Source organism: Blastococcus sp. OS1-29, assembly GCF_057628075.1.
The window spans coordinates 30162-56581 of sequence record NZ_JBXXJK010000002.1; the positions used below are offsets into that span (position 1 = coordinate 30162).

A 26420-nucleotide genomic window follows, 5' to 3' on the forward strand; every position below is an offset into this window, starting at 1 on the left:
GAGCCGTCACGGCGTACGTCCCGGAACGGATCGGTCTGGCACTGTCCGTCGGGCGGGGGCGGTGTGCAGGAGGGGGATCCATGGGTCGGCGTACGGACACAGCGGGCGGAACAGGAGGCGCGGGTGCCACGGACCACAGGTCGGTGCCCAGGCCCAACCTCACCGGAGACCTCGATGAGCTGCTGAGCCAGCGGCCGGTCTTCCGGACGAAGGTGAACGGCTACGACCGGCTCCAGGTCGACAACTACGCCGCCTGGGCGGAGGCCGAGCTGACCACGCTCCGTCGCGAGGTCGACCACCTCCTGGTCCGCTTCGGCGAGAGCTCCGCGGAGCTCGAGATCTCCCGCCGCCTGCTGGCCGACGCGCCCCGGGGGCGCGACGTCTTCCCGGTGTCCGAGCGGGTGCAGGAGATGCTCCAGCTGGCCGCGGACGAAGCCGACGCCCTGCGCGAGGCGGGGGTGCAGGACGCCGAGCGCATCCTCGCCGAGGCGCGTACCGAGGCCGACGCCCGCCTGCGGAAGGCCCACGAGATCAAGGAACTGGCGGTGGCGAGCGCCGACGAGCTGCGCGACCAGGCCCGCGCGCTCCGTGCCGAGGCCAACAGCTACATCGATGCGGCCAAGCACGAAGCCGCGAAACTGCTGCGCGAGGCGGCGGCCGAGCGGGACCGGCTGGCCGCCGAGGCGGCCCGCGAGCGCGACCGCAGCGCGGCGGCGGCAGCCGCCGCGCTCGCCGAGGTGCAGAGCGAGGTGGACGACCTCCGGCGGCAGCGCGACCAGGCCCGGCAGTCGCTGCGCGGCCTGACCGACCGCATCGGCGAGGCGCTGCAGGCCGTGGCCGGCACCGGCCCGGACGAGTGGCACGGCAACGTCGCCGTCGAAGGCATGACCGACGACGTGCGCGTGCTCGTGGGGCGTCCCTCACCCGTCCCGTCCTGAGCGGGCCTCCCCCGCGTCCCGCGCGCCGGCGGCGATGAGAGGCTGGCAGGCACACCGGCCGGGATCCGCGACGAGGAGGCAGTGATGGACGAGGTCCGCGAGAGCGTGGAGGTCCAGGGCGGCATCGTCCTCGGCCACGACGGTTCCCGATGCGCGCAGGAGGCCCTCCAGTGGGCCGGCCGCCTGGCGCTGCGTGCCGACCTGGACCTCCACGTCATCCGCTCGTGGGCCATGGTGACCGCGCCCCGGCCCGCCAGCTGGACCCCGGGCTACGTGCCGCCGCTGGTCGACTGGGAGCAGGCCGTCCTCGAGGAGCTGACCGGCCACGTGACGGCCGCAGGCCTCGACCCCGCGGTGCGGGTCACCTGCCACGCCGTGCACAAGGCACCCGTGCCGGCGCTGATGGCCGCGGCGGAAGGGGCGAGCCTGCTGGTCGTCGGCGCCCGTGGCCGTGGCGGCTTCGCCGGGCTGCTGCTCGGCTCCGTCGGCAACCAGCTCGTGCACCACGCGCCGTGCCCCGTCACCGTGGTCCGGAGCGGGGCGACCGGGCGGGAGCTGGACCCCTCCGCGGCGCCTCCGGCGTGAGCCCGGCCGGGGCCTTCGGCGGCAGCACCCTGCTGCCGGTCGGCCCCGCGTCCGCATGCTGACCGGCGTCCGGGAGGCCGGGGGTGTGCTGAGGCTCGCCACCGTGGACGGCGCCGCCGTGGCCACCGCGGCCACCCGTCAGGCGTCCGGTGCCGTGCCGTAGATCGCCCGCAGCCAGATCTCCAGCAGGACGTCGACCGCTCCGGCCTCGGTCACCGCGGGGCCGTCGGCGGTGAACGTCGCGTACAGCACCCGCTCGTTCATCGAGTTGAGCGCGACGGCGATGTCCCGCGCCGGGGGACCGGCCGGTGCGGCGCCGCGTTGCCGCTCGGCCTCGATGGCCTCGGTGCACCGGCGGACCCAGCCCTCGAACACCTGCGCCCACAGGTCGCGGACCTCGGCGTTCGTCGACCGGGCCTCGGCCCAGGCGAGGGTGAGCGCGCGGTGCGCCCGGAACGTCTCGTAGTAGGCCGTGATGGCACGCTGCCAGCCCTCCCGGGGGCCGGCGGGGCGCCCCCGGAACGCGTCCTGCGTGGCGGCGTCCGCCTCGGCGACGACGCGGTCGAGCAGGGTGAGCAGGACGGCGTCCTTCGACGCGAAGTAGAAGTAGAAGGTCGGCCGCGAGATGCCCGCGCCCCGGGCGAGGTCGTCGACGGAGATGGCCGACAGTGGCCGCTCGCCGAGCAGCCGCTCGGCCGTCTGCAGGATCGCCAGCTCGCGATCGTCGCCGGAGGGCCGGACGGCCCGCCGGCTCCGGGTGGGTGAGCTCGCGGACGTGGGCACGACCGGAGAATACCGTTCGCGCACCCGTTTCTCGACACCATGTTGACTCGTTCAACAGACCGTCGATACGGTCGGTGCAGCAGAGTCTCGGCGCAGCGCCGCCCCCGCGGACCTTCTTGGAGAGCGCAATGGAACACGTGGACGTCCTGATCGTCGGTGCCGGCCTGTCCGGCATCGGCGCCGCCTGCCACCTGCAGGAGGAGTGCCCGGGCAAGACCTACGCGATCCTCGAGTCGCGGGGCGCCATCGGCGGCACCTGGGACCTCTTCCGGTACCCGGGCATCCGGTCGGACTCGGACATGTTCACGCTGGGCTACTCCTTCCGGCCCTGGAAGGACTCGAAGTCGATCGCCGACGGCGAGGCGATCCGGCACTACATCCAGGACACCGCCCGGGAGTACGGGGTCGAGCAGAAGATCCGGTTCCACCACCAGGTGGTGTCGGCGGACTGGTCGACCACGGAGGCCCGCTGGACGGTGACCGCGCGCCGCACCGACACCGGCGAGACCGTGCAGCTCACCTGTTCCTGGCTGTCCTCGTGCTCGGGCTACTACCGCTACGACGAGGGCTTCCGCCCCACGTTCGAAGGCGAGGAGGAGTTCGCCGGTGAGCTGATCCACCCGCAGCACTGGCCCGAGGACTTCGACGCCACCGGCAAGCGGATCGTGGTCATCGGCAGCGGCGCCACGGCGGTCACCCTGGTGCCGAGCCTGGCCCCGGAGGCCGCGCACGTGACGATGCTGCAGCGCACTCCCAGCTACATCCTGTCGCTGCCCGGCCGCGACCCGCTGGCCCAGTGGCTGCGCAACAAGCTGCCCGCGAGGATCGCCTATCCGATCGTCCGCTGGAAGAACGTGCTCATGTCCACGGCGCTGTTCCAGTTCAGCCGCCGGCGGCCCGCGGCCGCCCGCAAGCTCATCCGCCGGCTCACCGAGAAGCAACTGCCGGCGAACGTCGACGTCGACACGCACTTCAACCCGCCGTACGACCCCTGGGACCAGCGGCTCTGCCTCGTCCCCGACGGCGATCTGTTCCGGGTCCTGCGCGCGGGCGAGGCGTCCATCGCGACGGGGCGCATCGCCCGGTTCACCGGGAAGGGCATCGAGCTCGAGTCCGGCGAGCACCTCGACGCCGACGTGATCGTCACCGCCACCGGCCTGAACCTGCTGACCATGGGCGGCATGTCCCTCCGCCTGGACGGGGTGCCCGTCGACGTGTCGGAGACGGTGTCCTACAAGGGGATGATGATCTCCGGCGTCCCCAACTTCACGCTGGTCATCGGCTACACGAACGCGTCGTGGACCCTCAAGGCCGACCTGGTGAACCGCTACGTGTGCCGGCTGATCAACCACCTCGACGCCGAGGGCTACGTGTCGGCCACGCCGGTCGCCCCGCCCGAGGGGGCTGACTTGCCGTTCCTCGACCTCGCCTCGGGGTACGTGCAGCGCAGCATCGACGAGCTGCCCAAGCAGGGCTCGCGGACGCCGTGGCGTCTGCACCAGAACTACATCCGGGACGTGCAGATGATGCGGCGCGGGGATCTCGACGACGAGGGCATGACGTTCCAGCGCGCGGCGGCGCGGGCCGGGGCGGTCGCCTGATGGACGCCTACCGGTTCAGCGGCGGCACGGCGGTCGTCACCGGCGCGGCCAGCGGCATCGGGGCGGCGCTGGCCGGCCTGCTCGCCGAGCGCGGCAGCAACCTCGTCCTGGTCGACCGGGACGAGGAGCGGCTGGACGGCGTGGCCGCGGCGGTGCGCCGGCAGCATCCGCGGCTCGCCGTCGACACCTACGTGGTCGACCTGTCCGACGACAAGGCCACCGACGCCGCCGCCGAGGCCCTGGCCGCCGCCCACCCCGGGACGACGCTGCTGGTCAACAACGCGGGCGTCGCCCTCGGCGGCCGCTTCGACCAGGTGACCCTGGAGGAGTTCGACTGGGTGATGGCGGTCAACTTCCGCTCCGTCGTCCGGCTCACCCACGCCTTCCTGCCCGTGCTCAAGTCGCACCGGGGCGCGCACCTGGTGAACGTGTCCAGCGTGTTCGGCATCTTCGCGCCGGCGGGGCAGGCCGCCTACGCGGCGAGCAAGTTCGCCGTCCGGGGGTTCAGCGAGTCCGTGCGGCACGAACTGGCCGACGACGGGGTCGGGGTGACCGTGGTGCACCCCGGCGGGATCAGGACCCGGATCGCCGAGTCGGCCCGCACCGGCTCCGGCGTCTCGGTGGAGGAGTACGAGCAGGGGCGCAAGCAGTTCGCCAAGCTGCTGCGGATGCCGCCCGAGGATGCCGCCGCGCAGATCGTCGCCGCGATCGAGAAGCGCCGGCCCCGGCTGCTCATCGGCGCGAGCGCGAAGATCCCCGACGTCCTCGTGCGGCTGATGCCGGGCAGCTACTGGAAGCTCATCGCCCGCCGGGCAGGCCGTCCGGCCACACGCGGAGGTGGAGTGACGGAGTGACTGCCGAGCGATCCGTGTCTCCCGATTTCGTGCGCGCGCACACCCGGCCCGGTCGCCCCTCCCTCGTGCCGGAGGTCCGCCTGCAGGTGGCCGACGACGTCGTGGCCCTGTGGGAGGCGCTGGAGGCCGGCGATGTCGACCCCGGTTCCGACCCGCCGTTCTGGGCCGCGGCGTGGCCCGGCGGGCAGGCCCTCGCCCGGTACGTGCTGGATCACCCGGACGTCGTGGCCGGCCGCAGCGTGCTCGACCTGGGCGCGGGCAGCGGTCTCGTCGCGGTCGCCGCGCTGCATGCCGGTGCCGCGCGGGTGCTCGCCAGCGACGTCGATCCCTGCGGCCGGACGGCGATCGCGGTCAACGCCGACCTCAACGGGGTGGGCCCCGTCGAGGTCGTCGGCGACCTCCTGGACACCGAACCGGATCCGGCCATCGAGGTGATCCTGGCCGGGGACGTCTGCTACGACCGGGAGATGACCGCGCGGGTGCTGCCGTACCTGGGCAGGGCGTGGCTCGGGGGCGCGGCGGTCTACCTCGGCGACCCCGGCCGGCCCTACGTGCCGCGGGAGGGCCTGGTGGAGGTGGCAACCTTCGACGTGCCCGACACCGAGGGGCCGCAGGTTCGCCGGACGACGGTGTGGCGGTTGCCCTGATCGGACGGGGCGACATGCATCACGTGAGGAATTTCGCCGATTCGATTGTCACGAGTCGATAACGGCGGTTAGCGTGGCTGCGTCCGGTAGGTAGTCGACTCCCCAGACCGGGGGGTCCGTGCCGGGCGCCGCCGAGTCGCCCATGCGGGCGAGCCGGGGACCCACCGTAGTACTGGGGTGAATCCCGCCCTCGAGCCTGGCTCGAGAGCCGGTAGGGCTGCTTCCCGCCCGAATCCGTCAGCTAACTCGGTAGGCGGCCGTGGAAGGAACGGAGAGCCGCCCCGTGGCGCGTCCACGGGCCCACCCTGCACGGAGCAGCAGCCCGCCCGGAGAACTCCGCGGGCACCTGGCAGAGATCTGCCTGCGCTGATCCGGGTCTGCTGACCCGGTCGGCCGCTGCACCTCACACGTCCGCAGTCGTACGCCGGTGCCCTGCTCCGGTCCGCTGCGCCCGATGTCTCGGAGCACCCGCACGCCATGAACCTCCGCACCATTGCCCCTGCACGCCGTCCCGCCCTCTACCTCACCGTCGCGACGGCCGGGGCGCTCATGGTCAACGTCCTCACCGCCGGCGAGCCGGCCGCGCACGCGGACTCCCGGTCGGTGAGCATCGCCACCCAGCTGGACCTGGCCGCCGCGAAGTCCGACCTCAGCCCCAGCGACGCCGTCCGCCCGCTGGAGCAGCTGGCCGCCAGCCGCGGGGCGCGGGACGCCGACCGCGCGGCCGCCGCGCAGGCCCAGGCCGACGCGGACGCCGCGAAGGTCGCCGCCGACGAGGCCGCCCGCGTGGCCGCGGAACAGGCCGCCGCCGCGCAGGCCCAGGCCGAGGCCGCCGCCGCCCGCCCGGGCCAGGGCACGTCCGCGCCGGCTGCGCCGTCCGGGTCGTACAAGGACTACGCGATGAACAAGGTCGGCAGCGGCCAGTTCGGCTGCCTCGAGAACCTGTGGGGCAAGGAGAGCGGCTGGAACCCCAACGCGCAGAACCCGAGCAGCAGCGCGTACGGCATCCCGCAGCTGCTGGACTCCACCTGGGCGGGCACCGGCATCGCCAAGACCTCCGACGGCTACCGCCAGATCGACGCCGGACTGGTCTACATCGACAAGGCGTACGGCTCGCCGTGCGGCGCGTGGAGCCACTCGCAGTCCACCGGCTGGTACTGAGCAAGGACCCCCCCTCACCGCTGGCAAGCTCGCGGTGAGCCTCTGGACGGGGCCGGGACCGCTGTCTGCTCAGCCCAGTAGCCCTGCCTGCGCCTTCGCCAGTAGCGCGACGTGTACGGCCGCGTCGACCTGCTCGGCGAAGGCCGGGTCGGCGGCGCTGCGGGCGAGGACGGCGTCGATCATGTCCGGGACGACCGTGGCGTCGACGGACAGCACCAGGGTGCCCCCGGCGGCGAGGAACCGGACCGCGCGCTCGCCGGCCGGCACGGCCTGCACCGCCTTCGCGCTCCCGACGTCGTCGGTGATGATCGGACCGGTGAAGCCCAGCTGCCCCCGCAGCAGGTCGGTGAGGACGACGGGGGAGAACACGGCCTCGGTGGTCGGGTCGATCTGGCTGTAGATCGCCGACGACACCATCACGAACGGCCGGGCCGGTGAGGACGCCAGCCGACCGAACGCGGTCACCTGCGCGTCCCCGGCGGTGGTCGCGGAGTCGACCACGTGCGCGCTCGTGTCGGTGTTCTGCTGCACCCGGCCGAGCCCGGGAAAGTGCTTGAGGGTCGAGGTCACCCTGTGGGCGGCCAGACCCGCGACGACGGTCCCGGCGGCCGCGACGACGACGTCCGGAGTGCTCCCGTACTGCCGCTCGAACGCCCCGATCGGCGGATTGGCCTGCTCGGTCCCCGCGGGGACGACGTCCGCGACCGGAGCGAGGTCCAGGTTCACCCCGGCGGTGTCGAGTGCGGCGCCGAGGCCATCGGCCAGGTCGGCGAGAGCAGCCTGCGGCAGCGCTCCCTGGGCCTGCGCCGTCGGCAGCACGGCGAAGCCGGGGCCGCGCAGGGTCTGTACCTTGCCCCCCTCCTGGTCGGCGGCCACCCAGAGTCCGGGGCCCGGGGCGGCCGACTGCCAGCCCGCCGCGGCGGCGCCGAGGTCGGTGGCCGCCGTCTGGGACCGGCCGGCCAGGAAGATCCCGCCCACCCCCGTGCCGGCCAGCTGGGTGGCGGCGGCCAGGTGGTCGAGCCGGACGCCGACGACGAACAGCTGGGCCACCTTCGCGCGCCGGTCCATCCCCGCCAGCGCCGCGGCGACCGCGGCCTCCGGTCCGGTGGCGGGGGCCGGGGAGGGGGTGGTGCCTGTGGTCGCCGTCGACGACCGGGTGGACGTCGCCGACGAGCCCGCGCCCTCGGTACCGGCGGAGCAGGCCGCCACGAGCGCGAGCAGGCAGCCGTAGACCGCGATCGCGCGGGCGGGGTGGCGCATGGGTCTCCTCGTCGTCGGCACGAAGTCTGCCCGATCGGCCGCCGTCCGTCGGTGGACGCGCAGAGGCCGCACGTGCACGCGTTAGCGTCCTCATGTGACCGCACCCCTGCGCGCCCGCGCCGACGTCCCGACCGATGCGCCCGCCCGCTACGCCAAGCAGCTCGTGTCCCACCTCGGCCGCCGGGTGGAATGGGCGACGGAGGGGACCGTCTCGACGGCGGAGATCGCCGGCGGTACCGGCGTCGTCGAGGTGGGTGACGGCGTCCTGCACCTGCGTGCGGAGGCCCCCGACACGGAGACCCTCGAGCGCGTGCAGGACGTGCTGGGCCGGCACCTGGAGCGGTTCGGCCAGCGCAACGAACTGGTCGTCACCTGGGAACCGGAGTCCGCGGAGGGCTGAGCCGCGGGTGTGGCGGGGGTCGCCGGTCCCCGCTCCCGGGCCTACGGTCGAGGCATGACCGACGACGAGGAGACCGCCCAGGACGCAGCCGAGCCGGATCCGGTGTACGGCGGCCGGGTCGGCCGTTCGATCGACGAGTTCGTGCACCAGCTGCGGGGCTTCACCGACCGCGCGCGCAGCCTCGCCGGCGTCGTCCCCTCGAAGTTGTCCCTGCCGTCGCTGCCCAGCCCGCCCGGGGCCATGTCGGCCGCCCAGCTGCGTGCCGTCGCGCAGACGGTGACCGCGCAGCGGCAGTCGATCGCGGCCATGCGGGCCCAGCTGGATGCCTTCGACCAGCAGATGGCGGTGTTCGAGCGCATCCTCGAACCGCTGGTGGAGTGGAGCGCCACGTGGGCCCGGCTGGAGGAAGCCGTCGGTGACTTCGTGCGGCCGGGCAGCAGCGACGGGAAGTAGTGCGGGTCAGAGGTCGGCGCCCGCCTCGTCGTCGTCCTCGCGCGGACGGCGGCGCAGGATCCCGGTGACCGAACCCATCCGGGTCTGGGCCTGACGCAGGCCGTGGATGAGCGGCAGCAGGTCGTCCTGGATCCGGCGCAGCGTGTCGGGCACGGTGTCGACGGCGGGGTCGTCCAGCACGCGGCCGACCCGCTCGAGCCCCGGCTTCAGCGCCCGCACCGGCTCCTCCAGTTCCTCGACCAGGTCCTCGAGCCGCTCGGCGATCTGCTGAGCCGACTCGATGGTCTCCCGCGCCATGGTGGTCGCCTGGGTGAGCTCGCGGACGGTCCCGTTGAGGTCGCTCAGGGTCCGCGGCAGCTGAGCCAGCGCCTCGGTCTGCGTCTGCAGCAGGCTCAGCAGGTCGGTGAGACCGGGGATGCGCGGCATCCCGAGCCCGCGGAAGGGATCCACCCGCTCACCGTCGGGGACGGGGGCGGCCGGCGCAACCGCACGGCGTCACTGCGGCCGCAGCTGCCCGGTGGTCACGAATCGCTCGGCCAGGTCGCGGACCTTCACGTTGCTCTCCATCGACACCCGGGTGAGCACCTGGAACGCCTGCTCGGCGCTGAGCTTGAAGCGCTCCATCAGGATCCCCTTCGCCTGGTCGATGACGGCCCGCGAGTCCAGGGCCCGCTCCAGGTGCCCGGCCCGTTCCACGGCGGTCTCGTACAGCAACGCGTTGGACACCGCGACGACGGCGTAGTCGCCCAGCCGCACGACCCGCTCGACGGTGCGGTCGTCGGGCACCGCCGAGGCGGAGGAGTACACGTTCAGCGCGGCCGTGACGCGGTCGCGGCCGGGCAGCGGGAAGGACAGCACGCTGCGACAGCCCTCGGCGGCGGCGCTCGTGGCGAAGTCCGGCCAGTCCCGCGGGTTCCCGGTGTCGACCAGCTCGCTGCGCCGTCCGCTGGTCGCGGCGGCCAGGCACGGGCCCTGACGCAGCCGGTACTGCACCTCGTCGAGGGCTCTCGCGAGCTGTGCACTGGCGGCCACCGTCACCGCCCGCCCGCCGTCGACGACCGTCACCGAGGTGGCGGGCTCGGCGGGCAGGATCTCCGCCGCCACGGCGGACACCTGCTCGAGGACCGAGGTCAGCGAGTGCTCGGCCACGGGCAGCCGGCCGAGCCGGTCGACGACGGGGCCGAGGACGGCGTCGTCCTCAGGGGCATTCACCAGCTGTGCTCCGTGGGGCATGGCACCGGACGGACACGTACCGGCGGTCAGGTCCGGAGACCCGGGTTTTTCCAGGTTCCGGCCGGGAGGGACGCGACGTCCCAGCACCGCACGCCGACTGTGTGACGCGCAATCGCCTGAAGATGATAGCCACCGCGGCGCGGCCCGTGAGACTCCACGCCGAGCGCGGGCGGATCAGAACCAGGTGATGACGCGCACCGTCGTCCCGCTCGCGGAGGAGCGCAGCTGGACCAGGTCGCACAGCTGGTTGACCAGGTACAGGCCGCCGCCCCCCTCCTGCTCGACGGTCGGTGTCCGGCGACCGCTCAACGGATCGGCCACGATGCCGGAATCGCTGAACTCCACGACCGCGGCCGAGCCGTCGAGCCACATGGCCAGGGTCCCGGCGCCGCCACCGTGGCGGATGCTGTTGCTCGCGAGCTCCGAGGCGGCCAGTTCCAGCACACCGACGCGGTCCTCCGGCAGCCCGCACGAGCGCGCCCACTGGGCGACCGTGCGGCGGGTGGCGGAGACGTCGGCCGGGCCGAACCGGCCCCGGAGGACGGCGTCCCCCGGTGGGGGCAGCGCCTCGGCGAAGCCGACCACGTGGCCGCCGGCGGTGTACGCGTTGCTGGGCAGCCGGGAGGCCGACGTGGAGCGCACCGGATGCGAGCGCAGGGCGCCCTGGGTCACCGCGCGCGGCAGGTGTTCCTGGTCGTAGGGGCAGAGCAGCCGCCAGCCGGGCCCGTCGTCGAAGGCGTGGTTGAGCAGCAGTTCGTGCAGGCGGCACTCGACCAGCTCGGCCGGACGCCGTCCGGCGAAGGCCGGCTCGCCGACACCCCGCAGCCGCCGCCCCGCGGCGGTGTGCCGCTCCAGGACCTCGGCCCAGACCGCGATGATCCGTGCCGGGTTCGCCCCGATCTCGGCCATGTCGAGGAACTCCACGCCGCCGGCCTCGCCGCCCAGTGCGTCGCGGAGGAGCTCCAGCCGGGGGCCGGGCTCCGCCACGACCACGGCCTCCCCGGTCTCCAGGCCGTCCCGGATGAAGGGCAGCAGCCCGGCAAGGAAATCGCCGTCCCCGCGGTACAGCATCGCCTCGTGCTCGAACCGGTCGGCCCGCAGCGCAGCGGTCACGCAGTCATCTCCACGAACCTCAGCGGCACGAGCCGGTCGAGCTCCAGCACCCGCCACACGCGACGCAGCAGCGGCGAGGCTCCGGCGACCTGCACGCTCACCGAGCGCTCGGCGAGACCGGCCGCCCACCGCGCCAGGACCCGGCAGGCGGCCGCGTCGGCGAACTCCAGCGCCGCGAGGTCCAGGACGACGGCGTCGCCGGTGATCGCCGCCGAGTCGAGCAGCCGGGCCAGCCGGTCGCTGGTGAAGGTGTCGACGCTGCCGGCGAGGACGAGGCGGCCGCTCTCGGCGTGCAGCGCGAACGGGCACGCCTCCTGCGCCGCGTGCGCCGTCGGATGCACCGACGCCAGGTCGGCGAGCGTGTCGGATGCGAGGTCGGCGCGGTAGGCGCACATCGCCGAGAAGCCGGTGCCGCGGGCGGCCAAGTCGTCGGCGAGCTGCTCCCAGCGCACCAGCTCGGGACGCCGCGCCGGATCGGCCGCCAGGTCGCTGACCTCGGCGATCACCCGCAGTCCCCGATACCCGGCGTCCACCGCCTTGCGCGTGGCGGCGTCGTAGTAGGCCAGCTGGTCCTCCGGCCGGAAGGGGCCGGTGGCCTCGTAGACCTGGGCCAGGCTCAGGGTCTCGACGGCGCCGCGTGCGATCAGCTCGTCGAGGTGGGGCACCTCGCAGGTCGCCGTCCGCAAGCCCGCCAGCACGCGTTCGCCGACGCACAGCACGCGTTCTCCCCGGGCCATCCCGCCGGCGAGGAACTCGCGCACGGCGGCGTCGAACTCGGCGTCGTCGTCGTAGACCCAGCAGACGTGGTCGGCCGCCGCGGCTCCGGGGAGCTCGTCGACCCGACCGTGTGTGCGCACGCTGTCACGGTAGGCCGCACAGGTTCGGGCGAACAGGGTCCCCGGACGTCACAGCTCGCGGAGGATGTCCTCCACGCGCTCGCGGGCGTCCCCGAAGAGCATCCGGCTGTTGTCGCGGAAGAAGAGCGGGTTCTGCACCCCGGCGTAGCCGGTGTTCATGGACCGCTTGAAGACGACGACCCGGTCGGCCTCCCAGACCTTGAGCACCGGCATGCCGGCGATCGGGCTGGTCGGGTCCTCGGTGGCGGCCGGGTTGACCGTGTCGTTGGCGCCGATGACCAGGACGACGGAGGTGTCGGCGAAGTCGTCGTTGATCTCGTCCATCTCCAGGACGATGTCGTAGGGCACCTTGGCCTCGGCGAGCAGCACGTTCATGTGCCCGGGCAGCCGTCCGGCGACGGGGTGGATGCCGAACCGGACGTCGACGCCCTTCTCGCGGAGCTTGCGGGTCAGCTCGGCGACGGCGCCCTGCGCCTGCGCCACGGCCATGCCGTAACCGGGCGTGATGACCACCGAGTCGGCGTCGCGCAGGAGGTCGGCGGTGTCGGCCGCGCTGATCTCGGTGTGCTCGCCGTAGTCGCGGTCGTCGGTGCCGGTGCTGCCCTCGTTGCCGAACCCGCCGGCGATCACCGAGATGAACGACCGGTTCATCGCGGTGCACATGATGTAGGACAGGTAGGCGCCGGAGGAGCCGACGAGGGCGCCGGTGATGATCAGCAGGTCGTTGCCGAGCAGGAAGCCCGACGCCGCGGCCGCCCAGCCGGAGTAGCTGTTCAGCATCGAGACGACGACCGGCATGTCGCCGCCGCCGATCGAGGCGACCAGGTGCCAGCCCAGGGCGAGGGCGAGCACGGTCACCGCGGTGAGCAGCCCCAGGTTGGGGCCGGCCACGAAGAACACGGTGAGGACGACGAAGGCGACCAGCGCACCGAGGTTGAGCAGGTTGTGCGCGGGCAGCATCAGCGGGTTGGACTTCATCCGGCCGGACAGCTTGCCGAAGGCGACGATCGATCCGGTGAAGGTGACCGCGCCGATGAACACGCCGATGACGACCTCGGCGGAGTGGATGCCGAGCAGATTGCTGGGAACCTCGCTCTGGCCCGCGTGCGCCTCGACCGACAGGTAGCCGTTCCAGCCGACCAGCACCGCGGCCAGGCCGACGAAGCTGTGCAGCATGGCGATCAGCTCGGGCATGCCGGTCATCTCGACCTTGGCCGCCCGCCACAGCCCGATGCCCGCGCCGAGGACCATGGCGATGACGAGCAGGCTGATCCCGAGGGCGGAGATGCTGCGGGTGGCCAGGCCGATGGTGGCGGCCAGCGCGATGGCCATGCCGGCGATGCCGAAGCCGTTGCCGGCCTTCGCGGTCTCGTGCTTGCTCAGACCGGCCAGCGCCAGGACGAACAGCAGGCCGGCGACGATGTAGGCCGCGGACGCGGCGGCGGTCGCGGTCATCGGGTGAACATCCCCAGCATCCGGCGGGTGACGGCGAAGCCGCCGAACACGTTGATGGAGGCGAGCAGGATGGCGACCGTGGCGAGCACCGTCACTACCGGCTCGTCGTGCCCGGTCTGCACCAGCGCGCCGACCACGATGATCCCCGAGATCGCGTTGGTGACGCTCATCAGCGGGGTGTGCAGGGCGTGGTGCACGTGCCCGATGACGTAGAAGCCGACGACGACGGCCAGGGCGAACACGGTGAAATGCCCGATCAGCTCGCTCGGTGAGAACGCGGCCACGAGGAACAGCAGCGCGGCGCCGATGCCGACGAGGGCGAACCGGCGGGACGGCGGCGGGGGCGCCTTCTTCGCCGGTGCTTCGACGGGCGCGGCGGCCACCGGTACCGGGGCGGCGGAGACCTGCACCGGCGGCGGGGGCCACATCACCTCGCCCTCGCGGACGACGGTGATCGCGCGCTGGACGACGTCGTCGAAGTCCAGGACCAGCCGTCCGTCCTTGCCCGGGGTCAGCAGGGTGAGCAGGCTGACCAGGTTCTGCCCGTACAGCTGGGAGGCCTGCGCCGGCAGCCGTCCGGCGAGGTCGGTGTAGCCGATGATCGAGACGCCGTTGTCGGTGACCACGAGTTCGTCGGCGACGGAGCCGGCGACGTTCCCGCCCTGCGCGGCGGCCATGTCGACGATGACGCTGCCGGGCTTCATGCTCGCCACCATCTCCTCGGTGATCAGCCGCGGAGCCGGCCGGCCCGGGATGAGCGCGGTGGTGATGATGATGTCGACGTCGGGCGCCTGCTCGGCGTACATCTCCGCGGCCCGTCGGTTGAAGTCCTCGCCCATCTCCCGCGCGTAGCCGTCCGCGCTGACCTCGCCCTCGCCCGCGGGCACGGCCACGTACTCACCGCCCAGCGAGCGGATCTGCTCGGCCACCTCCGGGCGGACGTCGGTCGCGCGGACGATGGCGCCCAGGCTGCTGGCCGCGCCGATCGCCGCGAGGCCGGCCACTCCGGCGCCGGCGACCAGCACCTTGGCCGGCGGGACCTTGCCGGCGGCGGTGACCTGGCCGGTGAAGAAGCGGCCGAAGGTGTGCGCGGCCTCGATCACGGCGCGGTAGCCGGCGATGTTGGCCATCGAGGACAGGACGTCCATCGACTGCGCCCGGGAGATCCTCGGGACGGCGTCCATCGCCAGAGCGGTGATCGGCCGGGCGGCCAACGCCTCCACCAGGTCGGGGTTCAGCGCCGGGCTCAGCAGGCTGATCAGCGTCGCGCCGTCACGCAGCCGGGCGATCTCCTGGTCGCTCGGGGCGTTGACCCGGAGGACGACGTCGGCCTGCCACGCCTCGTCGGCCGGGCCGGCGACGCTCGCACCGGCCTGGGTGTACGCCTCGTCCGGGAAGCTGCTCGCCTCGCCCGCGCCGCTCTCGACGACCACGTCGTAGCCGAGGGCCACCAGTTTCGTGACGGTGGCAGGGGTCGCCGCGACCCGCGTCTCGCGGGGCCTGGTCTCGCGCGGCACTCCGATACGCAACAGTGCGCTCCGTTCGTCGCCGGGGGCATGCTGGGGAAATGCTGTCGCCCGCCCGCAGGGATCATGCCTGCTAACGCGTGACGCGGCGGCTAGGGTCCGCCGATGTGACAGGCAACACGTCGTCGCGGCTCGAGGTCGTCGAACGGCAGGCGTCCGGTTCAGCGGAGCAGCCGCCGCTGCTCATGGTCCACGGGCTGGGACATGGCGCCTGGTGCTGGGAGAAGTGGCAGGACGCCGCCGCGGACGCCGGTTACGACTCGATCGCGCTGTCGTTGCGCGGTCACGGGGACAGCGGTGGCCGGCTGCGGACGTCGCGGCTCGGGCACTACGTCGACGACGTGATCGAGGTGGCCACGTCGCTGCCCGCGCCGTCGGTGCTGGTCGGGCATTCGATGGGCGGTCTCGTGGTGCAGCAGGTGCTGGCGCGCTACGCCGTCCGTGCCGCCGTCCTGGTCGCGCCCATCCCGGCGCACCCGGCGATGGCCTCGCTGGCCGCGATCGCTCGCCGGCATCCGCTCGACGCGCTGCGGATCGTGTCCGGCGGATCGCTGCCGCTCCGTCCCGAGTACCTGTTCCACGAGCTCGACAGCACCGAGGCGCGGAGACATTCCGACCGGTGCGGTGGCGAGTCACCGGTGGTCCAGTACCAGTTGCTCATGCATCGCCCGGCGGGCCCGCCGCTGGGGGCACCGCCGGTCCTCGTCCTGGCCTCGCCCGACGACCGGCTCGTGCCGATCACGGGAGTCCGGCGGACGGCGGCCCGCTACGGCGCGGACGTCATGGAGTTCCCGGGGATGGGCCATGACCTGATGCTGGATGCCCGTTGGTGCGAGCCGCTGGACGCGATGCTCGGCTGGCTGCCCAAGGCGGTGCCCTCGCACTGAATCCGCTGTTCGGCGGGCAGAAAACTGTCGTACGTGTGTTCTAACGTGCAGGCATGTTCCCTCCGGAGTCGTTCGCGGTCGGTGTGACCGTCGACCGGCTGCACCCGGACCTGGGGCCGGACGTGCTGCCGGACGGGGTGGTGTCGTCGCGGCCGTCGCGGATCGGGGACCTGCTGCGGGTGGCGTCGATGTCGCCGGAGCAGAAGGCCGCGCAGCTGCAGCGGGTGCAGCAGGCGAAGTCGGTGCTGGCCGCCTTCGAGGTGGAGCTGGTGGTGGGGTTGGCCGCGGATCGGCCGGCGACGGTGGACCGGCGGCGGGGGCAGACCGGCGCCGCGTCGGATGCGTGGGCCGACGATCTGCTGGACGAGGACGTGTCGGAGTTCTACGCCGACGAGCTGGCGATGGTGCTGAACTGCTCGCGGACGGCGGCGACCAACCTGTGGGAGCAGTCGACGACGTTGCGCAGGCGGCTGCCGGGCACGTGGGCGGCGCTGGCCGACGGGGAGCTGGACTGGCCGCGGGCGCGGGCGATCGCCGTCGAGCTGGGCTGGCCGGCCCGGGAGACCCCCGACGACGTGCTGGCCGGCATCGAGCGGGTGGTGCTGCCGCGGGCTACGGGGCTGTCGATCACGCGGTTGCAGGCGCTGGTGCGGGCGGAGCTGATCAAGGCCGACCCCGCGGCCGTGGAGCTGCGGAAGAAGAAGGCTCTGCGCGCCGCCGACGTCACCGCGGGCGGGATCGGGAACGGTATGGGGGAGCTGCGGGCCACGATGCCGCTGCCGGAGGCGAAGGAGATCCGGGCGCGGGTCGACGCCGACGCGCGGGCGGCGAAGGCCGCCGGGGACCAGCGTCCGATCGGCCTGCTGCGGGCCGTGGCGCTGCACGCCCGGGTCACCGGCGCCGGGCAGGACCGGCCGGCGGTGTCGGCGCACGTGGAGGTCCTCGCCCACCTGGACGCGTTGGAGTCCGCGGCCGCCGGGGCGCCCGGTCTGGGGCGGGAGCCGGTGCTGGTCGACGGGGAGCCGGTGACCGCGGCGCAGGCCCGGGAGCTGCTGGAGCGGTTGGACGCGCTGTGCCCGGGCGGGCTGCAGGCACCCACCGACGGCACCCTGATGATCTCGGTGACCGACGCCGACGGGCGGCTGCTGGCGGCGGTGACCCGCCGGGAGCTGGAATCGGCGGTGCGGCACGGCCGCGGCCTGTGCCCGCCGCCGGCGGTGGACCGGTACGAACCCAGCCCCGCCCAGCGGCGGTTCACCACCACCCGCGACCGCACCTGCCGGCACTACGGCTGCGCCAACCGGGCCGGCTGGGCCGACCTGGACCACGTGCTCGCCCACGCCGACGGCGGCGAGACCGACTGCACCAACCTGTGCTGCCTGTGCCGCCGGCATCACCGGCTGAAGACCCACGCCCCCGGCTGGCACTACGTCATGACCGCCGAAGGCGTCCTCGCCATCACCACACCCAGCGGCGTCACCCGCACCAGCCGGCCACCGGGCATGACCGCCGCCGACGACAGCGCGGTGCTGCGGGTCCCGGCCGAACGAGATCCCGACCCACCACCCTTCTGAGGCCTCCCCGGGCATCCCCGCGCCTACCACCGGCCCGGCACGCCCGGTGACGGGCGGGTCACCCTCCCTCCCCCCAACGGGGGAGCCGGAGCACGTACGGGTGAAGACGGGGGGTCCTACCGGCCGAAACACTCCCTGCGGGGCACAGGTGCCTCGTGTACGGGGCCGATGTGCGGCGCCGGAACAGGGAGGGGAGGACCGTGTCCGTCACGATCAGCGTGCCTGACGACGACCTCGTGCCACCGGAGATCGTCTCCACGGTCTTCTACAGCGCCACCGTCAGCGACAACATGGCTCTCCTCGTCGCCGAGTCGGTGCTGGGCACCCCCCGCCTGAGCTGGTGCAACGAGGGCGCCGTCCAGCTGCTCGGCTACGGGCTCGACGACATCCGCAAGCTGCCGCTCGACCACCTGTTCCCGACCCTCGGCGGTGGCGAGCTCAAGCTGCTCCTCCGCCGTGAGCGGGCCGCCCGCATGACCCTGGCCGTCCGCACCGCCAGCGGCGCCCTCATCGAGTCGGTCGTGGTGACCACGCCCGCGCCCGACGGCCGGATGTGGACGATGCGCGTCGTCGCCACCTCGAACGAGCAGGAGAAGGCGCTCCGTGCCACGGCCGACGCCCACGAGCGGCGCTTCTCCGCGCTGACCGAGCGCTCCCCGATCCCGACGCTCCTGTCCGAGCAGGGCATGCGCCTCGCGCACGTCAACGACGCGTTCTGCACGCTGGTCGGGCTGCGCGCCGAGCAGCTGCTCGGTACCGGCTGGATCAACACCATCCACGAGGACGACCTCGACGGCGTGATCGAGCAGGTCGCCGCCGCCCTGGACGGCGAGGACGTGGAGATCCAGGCTCGCCTGGTGCGTGACGACGGCGCCGTCCGGATGACGATCATCCGCTTCTCGCACCTGTTCACCCCCGGCGTCGGCGCCGGCTTCGTCGGCACGATCGAGGACATCACCGATCGGCTCGCCTTCGAGGCGAAGCTCGCCCACCAGGCCAACCACGACCCGCTGACCGGGCTGCCCAACCGCACCCTGCTCGCGCAGTACGTCGCCGAGCGGTTCCGGCCGGGCGCCGGCGGACTGGCCTGCCTCTTCCTCGACCTCGACAACTTCAAGGTCGTCAACGACTCCCTCGGCCACACCGCCGGCGACGAGCTGCTCGTCGAGGTGGCCAACCGGCTCCGCGCGACCGTGCGCCCCGGCGACCTCGTCGCCCGCTTCGGCGGCGACGAGTTCGTCGTCGTCTGCGAGAACGTCGACGAGGATGCCGTCGTCGCGCTCGCCGGCCGCGTCTCGGAGGCCCTCGCCCGGCCGATGCGCCTCGGCGGCGTCGACATCCGTCCCTACGCCAGCGTCGGCGTGACGGTGCAGACCGCCGAGCACGCCGCCGCCGACGAGCTCATCCGCGACTGCGACATCGCCATGTACCAGGCGAAGGCCGGCGGCAAGGGCCGGATCACCGTCCTCGACCAGCAGGCCCGTGCCGAGGCGCGCGACAAGCTGCGCCTGGTCGCCGAGCTGCGCGACGCCATCGAGCACCGCGAGATCACGCTGATGTACCAGCCGATCTTCAACAGCGTCGACGGTCACCCGGTGGCCGTGGAGGCGCTCGCCCGCTGGACGCACGCCGAGCGCGGGGTCATCAGCCCGGCCACGTTCGTGCCGCTGGCCGAGGAGAGCGGCCTCATCGCCGGCCTGGGCCTGCTCGTTCTCGACGAGACGTGTCACCAGCTGGCCGACTGGGACCACCTGCTGGGCGCGCTCGCGCCCCCGAAGGCCAACGTCAACGTTTCGGCCCTGCAGCTCGACGACAACCTGCCCGGTCAGGTGGCGGCGGCGCTGGAGCGGCACGGGCTCGACGCCTCGCGGATCTCCATCGAGATCACCGAGTCGGCCCTGATGAAGGACCCCACGAGCGCCCGGGACGTGCTCCAGCAGCTGCGTGATCTCGGCATCGAGCTGGCGATCGACGACTTCGGCACCGGCTACTCGTCGCTGGCCTACCTCCGGCACCTGCCGGTCGACTGCCTGAAGGTCGACCGCTCGTTCGTCGCCGAGATGGCCGATGGTCACGAGGAGATCGCCTCAGCGGTCATCGCGCTGGCCGCGACCCTGAACCTGTGCACCGTCGCCGAGGGCGTCGAGACCCTCGACCAGGCCGAGGAGCTCACCCGCCTCGGCGCCACCTATCTCCAGGGCTTCTGCCTTGCCGAGCCGATGACCGGTGGCCACGCGGCAGCCTGGTTCGCCGCACACGTGGAGGAAGAAGTCCGATGACCGTCGTCCCGCTGCCCAGCTGGGCCGAAGTGAACGATGCACCGGTGTTCGACATCGAGCACGTGCTGGCCAGCATCGACACCATGGCCGCCCAGCGGCCGGTCGCCGCCCAGATCGTGTCGGTCGCCAACTCCGACGACACCAGCGCCCGCGCCCTGTCGCGGATCCTGGCATCCGACGTCGCGCTGGCCAGCCGCGTGATGAAGCTGGCCAACTCGGCCTACTTCGGGATGCGTGGCCGGGTGACGTCGCTGCAGTTCGCCGTCACCGTCGTCGGGTTCACGACCGTCAAGACCATGGCGACCGTGGCGCTGACCAACCTCGACGACGAGTCGCGGCTGCCGGAGAACTTCTGGAACGTGACCACGAGCCTCGCGCTGGCCGCCTCGACCCTGGCGCCGCGGTTCGGCGAGCGTCCCCAGGACTCGCTCTGCCTGGGCCTGCTCGCCCAGATGGGCGCGGCCCTCCTGCACCACAACGACCCGGACGGCTACGAGGAGATCGTCAAGGCGCAGCCGACCTACCGCGGCCGGCGTGCGGCGGAGACGCGGCGGTACGGCATCAACAGCCTGCGGTTGACCGCGGTGGCCCTCGAGCAGTGGGGCTTCCCGGCCACGCTGACGACGCCGCTCAAGGAGATCGACGACTACCAGACCCTCGACGGCGCCCTGCTCCGGGCGGCGTTCGAGGTGGCGGCCCGGCTCACGACCGAGGACTACGACGAGGTGCCGATCCACCGGCTCAGCTGCGGCAAGCTGGTGGAGGCCGACGTCGTCCCGGTGATGGACCAGGTCCGCGCCGACGCCGAGGAGCTGCGCCACGCGATGCTCGGTGAAGCCGCCGGTCCCGACGAAGCCGACGACTGGATCGCCTAGAAGGAGGACCCCCGTGCCCCCCCGCCACTCGCAAGCTCGTCGCGGGACCCCGCACGGGGGCCTGATCCGGTAGAAGTGACCGGGTGACGGGTCCCCGCAGCATCTTCATCAGTGGCGCCGGCCGAGGCATCGGCCGGGCGACCGCGGAGCTCTTCCTGTCCCGCGGCTGGCGGGTCGGCCTGTTCGACGTGGACGCCGACGCGGTGGCCGAGGCTGCGGGCGGGCGCGCCTCGGCCGTGCACGGCAGCCTCGACGTCCGCGACGCCGGCCAGTGGGACGAGGCGCTGCGCGCCTTCAGCGGCGACGGCGGGCTGGACGTGCTGGTGAACAACGCCGGCGTCCTGGCGTCCGGCCCGTTCGCCGAGCTGTCCGCCGACGCGCAGCAGCGGATGGTCGACGTGAACGTCACCGGCGTCGTCAACGGCAGCCTGGCCGGCCACGCCTACCTGCGCCGGTCGCCGGGCAGCCTGCTGCTCAACCTCTGTTCCGCATCCGCCCTCTACGGGCAGCCGACCCTGGCGACCTACGGGGCGACGAAGGCCGCCGTGAAGTCGCTGACCGAGGCGCTGGACATCGAGTGGCGGGGGAGCGGCGTCCGCGTGCGCAGTCTGCTGCCGCTGTTCGTCGACACCGAGATGGTCAGGCGCGACGGCCGCCGGGCCACCAGCGTCGCCCACCTGGGCGTGCGGCTGACGGCCGGCGACGTCGCCGCCGCGGCGTGGAAGGTCGTGCACGAGCGCCGCCGGTTCCTTCCGGGCCCGCACCGTGCCGTGGGCCGGCAGACCCAGCTGATGGCTGCGGCGTCGGCGGTGACGCCCGACTGGGCCAACCGGCTCGTGGTGAGCCGGTTGGCCCGGTGATCAGCCGGAGTACGGCGCGCCCAGCGGGTCGACCGTCTCGTAGCCCGCGACGTTCTCGGCGAGCCGGGCCAGCGCCCAGTCGCCGTCGCCGAGCAGGTGGTCGATCGCGGTGAGCCGGCTCGTGTAGTGCCCCACGGAGTACTCCGCCGTCACGCCGATGCCGCCGTGCAGCTGGATGGCCTCCTTGCCGATGTGCCGGCTCGCGCGGCTGATCTGCAGCCGGGCGCGGTCGGCGGCCTGGACGACGTCGCCGCCGGCGTCGGCCACCATCGACGCCCACAGGGCGATGCTGCGGGCCAGCTCCAGCGACACGTACATGTCCGCGGCCCGGAAGGTCAGGGCCTGGAACTTGCTGATGGTGACGCCGAACTGCTTGCGCGTCTTCAGGTACTCGGTGGTCGTGCGCAGCGCGGTGTCCATGGCGCCCAGGGCCTCGTGGGCGTAGGCGATCCGGGCCACCGCCAGCGCCTTCTCGATCTCCGCCGTCGCGTCGCCGCCCTCGCCGAGGGCCACCGCCGGCGTGCCGTCGAACCGGATGTGGGCCGCCCGCGTGCCGTCGTGCGTGCGGTAGCCGGTGCGGGTCAGGCCCTCGGCGTCCCCCTGCACCAGGAACAGGCCGGTGCCGCCGTCGACCACCGCGGAGACGACCAGGACATCGGCCCGGGCGCCGCTGGGCACCGGCTCCTTGACGCCGCTCAGCGTCCAGCCGTCGCCGCTCTGCGTGGCGGTGACGCCCGCCGCGCTCGCCGTCCAGCGGGTGCCGGGCTCGGCGTGCGCGAAGACGGCGATCGTCGTCCCCTCGGAGATGCCGCCGAGTACCTCGCCCTTCTGCTCGGCCGTGCCGACGGCCGCGACGAGGCCACCGGCCAGGACGACGGTCTCGATGAACGGCTCGGGCGCCAGCACCCGCCCGATCTCCTCGGCGACGATCGCCACCTCGACCGGGCCGGCGCCCATGCCACCGTCCTCCTCCGCGAAGGGGAGACCCAGCAGGCCCATCTCGGCCAGCCGCGACCAGGTCTTCTCGTCGAAGCCGGGGTCGGCCTTGACGACCCCCCGGCGCGCCTCGCTGTCGGCGTAGGCCCGGGCCAGCAGGCCGCGGACTGCGTCCCGGAGGTCGTTCTGCTCGCTGTCGTAGTCGAAGTTCACGGTTGTCTCACAACCCCAGGATCGAGCCGGCGATGATGGTGCGCTGCACCTCGTTGGAGCCTCCGTAGATGGAGACCTTGCGGTAGTTCAGGTAGTGCGGCGTGGCCACCCGCGCCCAGTCCGGCACCTCGGAGCCCTCCTCGGCGAACGAGGCCAGCGACAGCGGGCCCGCGAGGTCGACCATCAGCTCGGTGGCCGCCTGCTGCAGCTCGGAGCCGCGCAGCTTGAGCACCGACGAGGCGGGGTTCTGCTTGCCGCCCGCGGAGTCGGCGACGACCCGCAGGGCGGTGAGTTCCAGGGCCAGCAGCTCGTTCTCGATCGCCGCGATGCGGTTGGCCATGATCGGGTCGTCGGCCAGCGTCCGGCCGTCGACGGTGATCGAGCGGGCGTGCTCCTTGGCCTGGGCCAGCATCCGCTTGGTGGCGCCGACCCGCGCGATGCCGACCCGCTCGTTGCCGAGCAGGAACTTCGCCATCGTCCAGCCCTGGTTCTCCTCGCCGATCAGGTTCTCGGGGGGCACCCGGACGTCCTCGAAGAACACCTCGTTGACCTCGAAGCCGCCGTCGATCAGCTCGATCGGCCGCAGGGTGACGCCGGGGGAGTCCATCGGGAAGACCAGCAGCGAGATGCCGCGCTGCTTCTTCTCGGCGGTCGGGTCCGTGCGGACGAGGCAGAAGATCCAGTCGGCGTGCTGGCCGAGCGTCGTCCACGTCTTCTGGCCGTTGACCACCCAGTCGTCGCCGTCGCGGACGGCGGTGGTGCGCAGGGAGGCGAGGTCGGAGCCGGCGTCGGGCTCGGAGAAGCCCTGGCACCACCAGATGTCGAGGTTCGCCGTCTTGGCCAGGAAGCGTTCCTTCTGCTCCTGGTTGCCGAAGGCGGCGATGACCGGGCCGATCATGCTCGCGTTGAACGCCAGGGGCTCCGGCACGTTGGCCAGCTGCATCTCCTCGCGCCAGATGTGGCGCTGCAGCGGCGTCCAGTCCTTCCCGCCCCACTCCACCGGCCAGTGCGGCACCGCGAGACCGGCGGCGTTCAGCACCCGCTGGGTCTCGATGTACTGCTCCTTGGAGACGTGCCGGTGGGCCGCGACGGTGTCGCGGATCTCCTGCGGCACCTGCGTGGTGAAGAAGGTGCGCATCTCCTCCCGGAAGGCCTCGAGCTCCGGGGACAGCTGCAACCGCATCGGTCCTCATTTCCTGACGGCGGACACGTCCTGGTGGTGCCGCCGTCGCGTCGGGTCACCCCGACGATCCCACATCTGCTACCCGCCGGTAACCGGAGCCTCGCCCGGTCCCTCCCGACCCCGGGTCAGACGCCGCTCTCGCAGGGCAGCAACCCCCGGTCGACCGCCGCGAGGAGGGCGGCGTGGTCGCGTTCGGTCTGGTCGGCGTAGCGCCGCGCGAAGGTGGCGAGGGCGACGTCGGCCTTGTCGCCCCGGCCGAGGTAGCCGGTGATCATCGACGCGCCGCTGGTGCGCGCATGCCCCTTCGCGAGCAGCAGCCCGCAGACGCCGGCGTAGTCGGCCAGCGCCGCGGCGTCGATGCCGTCGACGATGACGGCGCCCTTCATGTCGCGGAACTGGCGCACGTAGTACTGCCGCTCGCCGACGGTCGTCCAGCCGAGCAGTGGATCGCTGACCGTCTGCAGCGCCTGCTGGTACTCCACGACGCGCTGCCCCTGGTGGTCGTGCCAGGCCGAGTCGCCGTGCACATACGGCGCGACGACGGACCGCCGCGCCTGTTTCAGCTGCAGGAACAGCAGGTCGTCCGAACCGGAGCCCTCGCACAGTGCGATGTAGGCACGCAGCCCGACCGAGCCCACCCCCACCACCTTGTGCGCGATGTCGACCAGCCGGTAGCCGCCGACGATGACGGCCCACTGCGTCCGCAGCGTCTGTAGGTACTCGTCGAGGGCGGCGACGATGCGCTCGTACTGCGCCGGGTCCGGCCGGGTGATCAGCGGCGGTTCCTCCACCAGCCGCAGCCCGCCGTCGCGCTGCTCGGTGAAGCGGGGGAGGGCGCGGTCGCTGGTGCGCTTCCGGGCCCGGACCGCGGCGTTCTCGAGCGCCCGCCGGCCGGCCCCCGCGGCAGTGCGGTGCAGCCGGTCGACGTTCAGCCGTTCGTAGGCGCGCTCGAGCAGCGGCTGCCCCGCGAGGTGGGACAGGTGCTCCCGGTAGGAGCGGACGCAGCGGGTGACGGCGGCCCCGCACTCCTCCTCGGAGGCGCCGTTCTGCCGTCCGGCGACGTGCACGCTGGCGATCAGCCGGCGCAGGTCCCACTCCCAGGCGCCGGGATGGGCCTCGTCGAAGTCGTTGAGGTCGAAGACGAGGTCGCGCTCGGGCGAGGCGTAGAAGCCGAAGTTGCTCAGATGGGCGTCCCCGCAGATCACCGGTGTGATGCCCGTGGCCGGCAGCCCGGAGAAGTCCTCCGCCATCACGCCCGCCGCACCGCGGAGGAACGCGAACGGACTGGCGGCCATCCGCCCGATCCGCACCGGGACCAGCCGGGCCACCCGGCCCTCGTTGCTCGCGATGACCTGCTGCACGGGATCGGCCCGCCGGTCGTCCGGGTCCCACCCGGCCAGCGCCGAGCGCGGCACCCGCTCACGGAGCCCCCGCCCGATCGCGTAGCGCTCCGCGCGGGGGGTGGCGGTGTGCCCCAGCGACGCGAACCCCGTCGCGTCGGTCGCGGCGAGGACCGTGTGCCGTCGGGCGCCGTGTGCCATGGCACAGAGTGTCGATGACGGCGTCGTCAGAGGTCGAGCGGCAGCCCGGTGTAGTTCTCCGCCAGCTCACGGGCGGCGGCCTCCGAGGCGACCACCCGGCGCAACTGCGAGAGCTGGAGTTCGGCGTCGAAGTCGTCGCCGGAGCGGTGCAGCATCGAGGTCATGAACCACGAGAAGTGGGTGCACCGCCACACACGGGCCAGCGCGCGGTCCGAGTAGCTGTCGACGAGGTCGCTCTGCTTCTCCTGCAGCAGCCGGACCAGGGCCGAGGCGAGCAGCGTGACGTCGGCGGCGGCGAGGTTGAGTCCCTTGGCGCCGGTCGGCGGCACGATGTGCGCGGCGTCGCCGGCGAGGAAGAGCCGGCCGCGGCGCATCGGCGCGCTGACGAAGGAGCGCATCGGGAGCACCGACTTCTCGGTGATCGGGCCGGTGTTGATCTCCCACCCGTCGAGGGTGAACCGGGTCGCGAGGTTGTCCCAGATGCGGTCGTCGGACCAGTCCTCGATCTTCTCGGACGGATCGACCTGCAGGTACAGCCGCGAGACCCTGGGCGAGCGCATGGAGTAGAGCGCGAAGCCCTCGGGGTGCCAGGAGTAGATGAGCTCGTCGGTCGCCGGGGCGGCGTCGGCGAGGATGCCGAGCCAGGCGTAGGGGTAGGTGCGCTCCCAGACCCGGCCGCCGGAGCGCTGCTGGACGACCGGGCGGGAGACCCCGTGGAAGCCGTCGGTGCCGGCGATCACGTCGCACTCGAGCACCTGGGCGTTGCCGTCGGCGTCGGTGAACCGGATCTTCGGGTGGTCCGTGTCGACGTCTGCAGGTGCCACGTCGGACACCTCGAACAGCAGCGGCGGACCGCCGTCCAGCTGGGCCTTGATGAGGTCCTTCGTGACCTCGGTCTGTCCGTAGACCCAGACCGTGCGCCCGCAGAGCTCCGGGAAGTCCAGCTTGTGCCGCGTCCCGGGGTATTGCAGGTAGATGCCGCGGTGCTCCAGGCCCTCGCGCTGCAGCCGGTCGCCCACGCCCGCCGCCGTCAGGGTGTCGACGGTGTGCTGCTCGAGGATGCCGGCGCGGATGCGGGCCTCGACGTAGTCGCGTGACCGGTTCTCCAGGACGACGTTGTCGACGCCCTGGAGGAAGAGGAGCCGGGACAGGAGCAGGCCGGCGGGGCCCGCGCCGATGATGCCTACCTGGGTGCGCACGGACCGA

At 73.0% G+C, this 26420-nt stretch carries 25 protein-coding genes and 1 riboswitch; of the genes, 13 read left to right on the forward strand and 12 right to left on the reverse strand.

Translation table 11 applies throughout. The features are described from left to right. Positions 1-143 precede the first annotated feature (143 nt). Both AC2H4J_RS04925 and AC2H4J_RS04930 read left to right on the forward strand, forming a co-directional pair. Positions 144-938 (forward strand): DivIVA domain-containing protein, encoded by a 795-nt coding sequence (locus AC2H4J_RS04925; RefSeq protein WP_487463725.1) that lies wholly within the window; start codon positions 144-146, stop codon positions 936-938. An 84-nt stretch (positions 939-1022) separates the two neighbouring features. Next, the gene (locus AC2H4J_RS04930) at positions 1023-1523 is read left to right on the forward strand and encodes a universal stress protein (protein WP_487463726.1); all 501 of its coding nucleotides are present in this window, start codon (positions 1023-1025) and stop codon (positions 1521-1523) included. Between the two features lie 138 nt (positions 1524-1661). Here AC2H4J_RS04930 and AC2H4J_RS04935 read toward each other — a convergent pair whose 3' ends face one another. Next, positions 1662-2306 carry a TetR/AcrR family transcriptional regulator gene (locus tag AC2H4J_RS04935; protein ID WP_487463727.1) on the reverse strand — a complete coding sequence of 215 codons (645 nt, stop codon included), beginning with the start codon at positions 2304-2306 and terminating at the stop codon, positions 1662-1664. A 128-nt stretch (positions 2307-2434) separates the two neighbouring features. On the opposite strand from AC2H4J_RS04935, the gene AC2H4J_RS04940 reads away from it, so the two are divergent. The 4 genes from AC2H4J_RS04940 (at position 2435) to AC2H4J_RS04955 (ending at position 6569) form a co-directional block, all read left to right on the forward strand. Beyond that, a complete protein-coding gene (locus tag AC2H4J_RS04940; protein ID WP_487463728.1) occupies positions 2435-3907 on the forward strand; it encodes a flavin-containing monooxygenase in 1473 nt (490 codons plus the stop codon). Next, the gene (locus tag AC2H4J_RS04945) at positions 3907-4761 is read left to right on the forward strand and encodes an SDR family NAD(P)-dependent oxidoreductase (protein WP_487463729.1); all 855 of its coding nucleotides are present in this window, start codon (positions 3907-3909) and stop codon (positions 4759-4761) included. Before AC2H4J_RS04940 ends, AC2H4J_RS04945 begins: the two co-directional genes overlap by 1 nt. Before the next feature lie 14 nt (positions 4762-4775). After that, the gene (locus AC2H4J_RS04950) at positions 4776-5408 is read left to right on the forward strand and encodes a class I SAM-dependent methyltransferase (protein ID WP_487463730.1); all 633 of its coding nucleotides are present in this window, start codon (positions 4776-4778) and stop codon (positions 5406-5408) included. Positions 5409-5527: 119 nt separating this feature from the next. Beyond that, a riboswitch (cyclic di-AMP (ydaO/yuaA leader) is annotated at positions 5528-5679 on the forward strand. 206 nt (positions 5680-5885) lie between these two features. Continuing rightward, entirely contained in the window at positions 5886-6569 is a 684-nt protein-coding gene (locus AC2H4J_RS04955) for an aggregation-promoting factor C-terminal-like domain-containing protein (RefSeq protein ID WP_487463731.1), read from the forward strand. A gap of 69 nt (positions 6570-6638) precedes the next feature. Here AC2H4J_RS04955 and AC2H4J_RS04960 read toward each other — a convergent pair whose 3' ends face one another. Further along, entirely contained in the window at positions 6639-7829 is a 1191-nt protein-coding gene (locus AC2H4J_RS04960; RefSeq protein WP_487463732.1) for a glycoside hydrolase family 3 N-terminal domain-containing protein, read from the reverse strand. A 94-nt stretch (positions 7830-7923) separates the two neighbouring features. Between AC2H4J_RS04960 and AC2H4J_RS04965 the strand changes: the two genes are divergently transcribed. Beyond that, the gene (locus AC2H4J_RS04965) at positions 7924-8229 is read left to right on the forward strand and encodes a DUF2218 domain-containing protein (protein WP_487463733.1); all 306 of its coding nucleotides are present in this window, start codon (positions 7924-7926) and stop codon (positions 8227-8229) included. 54 nt (positions 8230-8283) lie between these two features. Next, a complete protein-coding gene (locus tag AC2H4J_RS04970) occupies positions 8284-8682 on the forward strand; it encodes a hypothetical protein (protein ID WP_487463734.1) in 399 nt (132 codons plus the stop codon). A gap of 6 nt (positions 8683-8688) precedes the next feature. On the opposite strand, the gene AC2H4J_RS04975 is transcribed toward AC2H4J_RS04970, so the two are convergent. The 6 genes from AC2H4J_RS04975 to AC2H4J_RS05000 all read right to left on the reverse strand — a co-directional run bounded on the left by AC2H4J_RS04975 (position 8689) and on the right by AC2H4J_RS05000 (position 14869). Then, positions 8689-9132: a hypothetical protein gene (locus AC2H4J_RS04975; RefSeq protein WP_487463735.1), complete on the reverse strand. Its 444-nt coding sequence runs from the start codon at positions 9130-9132 to the stop codon at positions 8689-8691. Positions 9133-9177: 45 nt separating this feature from the next. Then, positions 9178-9894, reverse strand: coding sequence for an ANTAR domain-containing response regulator (locus AC2H4J_RS04980; protein WP_487463736.1), 717 nt, complete (start codon positions 9892-9894; stop codon positions 9178-9180). Between the two features lie 195 nt (positions 9895-10089). Beyond that, entirely contained in the window at positions 10090-11028 is a 939-nt protein-coding gene (locus AC2H4J_RS04985; RefSeq protein ID WP_487463737.1) for an anti-sigma factor RsbA family regulatory protein, read from the reverse strand. Then, the gene (locus AC2H4J_RS04990) at positions 11025-11885 is read right to left on the reverse strand and encodes an MEDS domain-containing protein (RefSeq protein ID WP_487463738.1); all 861 of its coding nucleotides are present in this window, start codon (positions 11883-11885) and stop codon (positions 11025-11027) included. Before AC2H4J_RS04990 ends, AC2H4J_RS04985 begins: the two co-directional genes overlap by 4 nt. A gap of 48 nt (positions 11886-11933) precedes the next feature. After that, a complete protein-coding gene (pntB, locus tag AC2H4J_RS04995; RefSeq protein ID WP_487463739.1) occupies positions 11934-13340 on the reverse strand; it encodes a Re/Si-specific NAD(P)(+) transhydrogenase subunit beta in 1407 nt (468 codons plus the stop codon). After that, positions 13337-14869, reverse strand: coding sequence for a Re/Si-specific NAD(P)(+) transhydrogenase subunit alpha (locus AC2H4J_RS05000; RefSeq protein ID WP_487463740.1), 1533 nt, complete (start codon positions 14867-14869; stop codon positions 13337-13339). The genes pntB and AC2H4J_RS05000 overlap by 4 nt, the downstream gene beginning before the upstream one ends. 104 nt (positions 14870-14973) lie before the next feature. On the opposite strand from AC2H4J_RS05000, the gene AC2H4J_RS05005 reads away from it, so the two are divergent. The 5 genes from AC2H4J_RS05005 (at position 14974) to AC2H4J_RS05025 (ending at position 21341) form a co-directional block, all read left to right on the forward strand. Then, a complete protein-coding gene (locus AC2H4J_RS05005; RefSeq protein WP_487463741.1) occupies positions 14974-15753 on the forward strand; it encodes an alpha/beta hydrolase in 780 nt (259 codons plus the stop codon). 53 nt (positions 15754-15806) lie between these two features. After that, entirely contained in the window at positions 15807-17327 is a 1521-nt protein-coding gene (locus tag AC2H4J_RS05010; protein WP_487463742.1) for an HNH endonuclease, read from the forward strand. Positions 17328-17527: 200 nt separating this feature from the next. Continuing rightward, positions 17528-19606: a putative bifunctional diguanylate cyclase/phosphodiesterase gene (locus AC2H4J_RS05015; RefSeq protein ID WP_487463743.1), complete on the forward strand. Its 2079-nt coding sequence runs from the start codon at positions 17528-17530 to the stop codon at positions 19604-19606. After that, complete coding sequence (locus AC2H4J_RS05020; protein WP_487463744.1) at positions 19603-20481, forward strand: HDOD domain-containing protein; 879 nt, start codon at positions 19603-19605, stop codon at positions 20479-20481. Before AC2H4J_RS05015 ends, AC2H4J_RS05020 begins: the two co-directional genes overlap by 4 nt. Positions 20482-20564: 83 nt before the next feature. Next, a complete protein-coding gene (locus AC2H4J_RS05025) occupies positions 20565-21341 on the forward strand; it encodes an SDR family oxidoreductase (protein ID WP_487463745.1) in 777 nt (258 codons plus the stop codon). Here the strand turns inward: AC2H4J_RS05025 and AC2H4J_RS05030 are convergent, their stop codons facing one another. The 4 genes from AC2H4J_RS05030 to AC2H4J_RS05045 all read right to left on the reverse strand — a co-directional run bounded on the left by AC2H4J_RS05030 (position 21342) and on the right by AC2H4J_RS05045 (position 26413). Further along, complete coding sequence (locus AC2H4J_RS05030) at positions 21342-22490, reverse strand: acyl-CoA dehydrogenase family protein (protein WP_487463746.1); 1149 nt, start codon at positions 22488-22490, stop codon at positions 21342-21344. 7 nt (positions 22491-22497) lie between these two features. Next, positions 22498-23673, reverse strand: a complete 1176-nt coding sequence (locus AC2H4J_RS05035; RefSeq protein WP_487463747.1) for an acyl-CoA dehydrogenase family protein — start codon at positions 23671-23673, stop codon at positions 22498-22500. Positions 23674-23798: 125 nt separating this feature from the next. Further along, on the reverse strand, positions 23799-25214 hold the full coding sequence (locus AC2H4J_RS05040) for a DUF2252 domain-containing protein (protein ID WP_487463748.1): 1416 nt from the start codon (positions 25212-25214) through the stop codon (positions 23799-23801). A gap of 26 nt (positions 25215-25240) precedes the next feature. Then, positions 25241-26413: a 4-hydroxybenzoate 3-monooxygenase gene (locus AC2H4J_RS05045; protein WP_487463749.1), complete on the reverse strand. Its 1173-nt coding sequence runs from the start codon at positions 26411-26413 to the stop codon at positions 25241-25243. Positions 26414-26420 lie beyond the last annotated feature (7 nt).

Excerpts from the sequence above, each read along its gene's own strand:
- AC2H4J_RS04930 (WP_487463726.1), top strand. The coding sequence starts at position 1,023 with ATGGACGAGGTCCGCGAGAGCGTGGAGGTCCAGGGCGGCATCGTCCTC.
- AC2H4J_RS04940 (WP_487463728.1), top strand. The coding sequence starts at position 2,435 with ATGGAACACGTGGACGTCCTGATCGTCGGTGCCGGCCTGTCCGGCATC.
- AC2H4J_RS04945 (WP_487463729.1), top strand. The coding sequence starts at position 3,907 with ATGGACGCCTACCGGTTCAGCGGCGGCACGGCGGTCGTCACCGGCGCG.
- AC2H4J_RS04955 (WP_487463731.1), top strand. The coding sequence starts at position 5,886 with ATGAACCTCCGCACCATTGCCCCTGCACGCCGTCCCGCCCTCTACCTC.
- AC2H4J_RS04960 (WP_487463732.1), bottom strand. The coding sequence starts at position 7,829 with ATGCGCCACCCCGCCCGCGCGATCGCGGTCTACGGCTGCCTGCTCGCG.
- AC2H4J_RS04970 (WP_487463734.1), top strand. The coding sequence starts at position 8,284 with ATGACCGACGACGAGGAGACCGCCCAGGACGCAGCCGAGCCGGATCCG.
- pntB (WP_487463739.1), bottom strand. The coding sequence starts at position 13,340 with ATGACCGCGACCGCCGCCGCGTCCGCGGCCTACATCGTCGCCGGCCTG.
- AC2H4J_RS05010 (WP_487463742.1), top strand. The coding sequence starts at position 15,807 with ATGTTCCCTCCGGAGTCGTTCGCGGTCGGTGTGACCGTCGACCGGCTG.
- AC2H4J_RS05020 (WP_487463744.1), top strand. The coding sequence starts at position 19,603 with ATGACCGTCGTCCCGCTGCCCAGCTGGGCCGAAGTGAACGATGCACCG.
- AC2H4J_RS05035 (WP_487463747.1), bottom strand. The coding sequence starts at position 23,673 with ATGCGGTTGCAGCTGTCCCCGGAGCTCGAGGCCTTCCGGGAGGAGATG.
- AC2H4J_RS05040 (WP_487463748.1), bottom strand. The coding sequence starts at position 25,214 with ATGGCACACGGCGCCCGACGGCACACGGTCCTCGCCGCGACCGACGCG.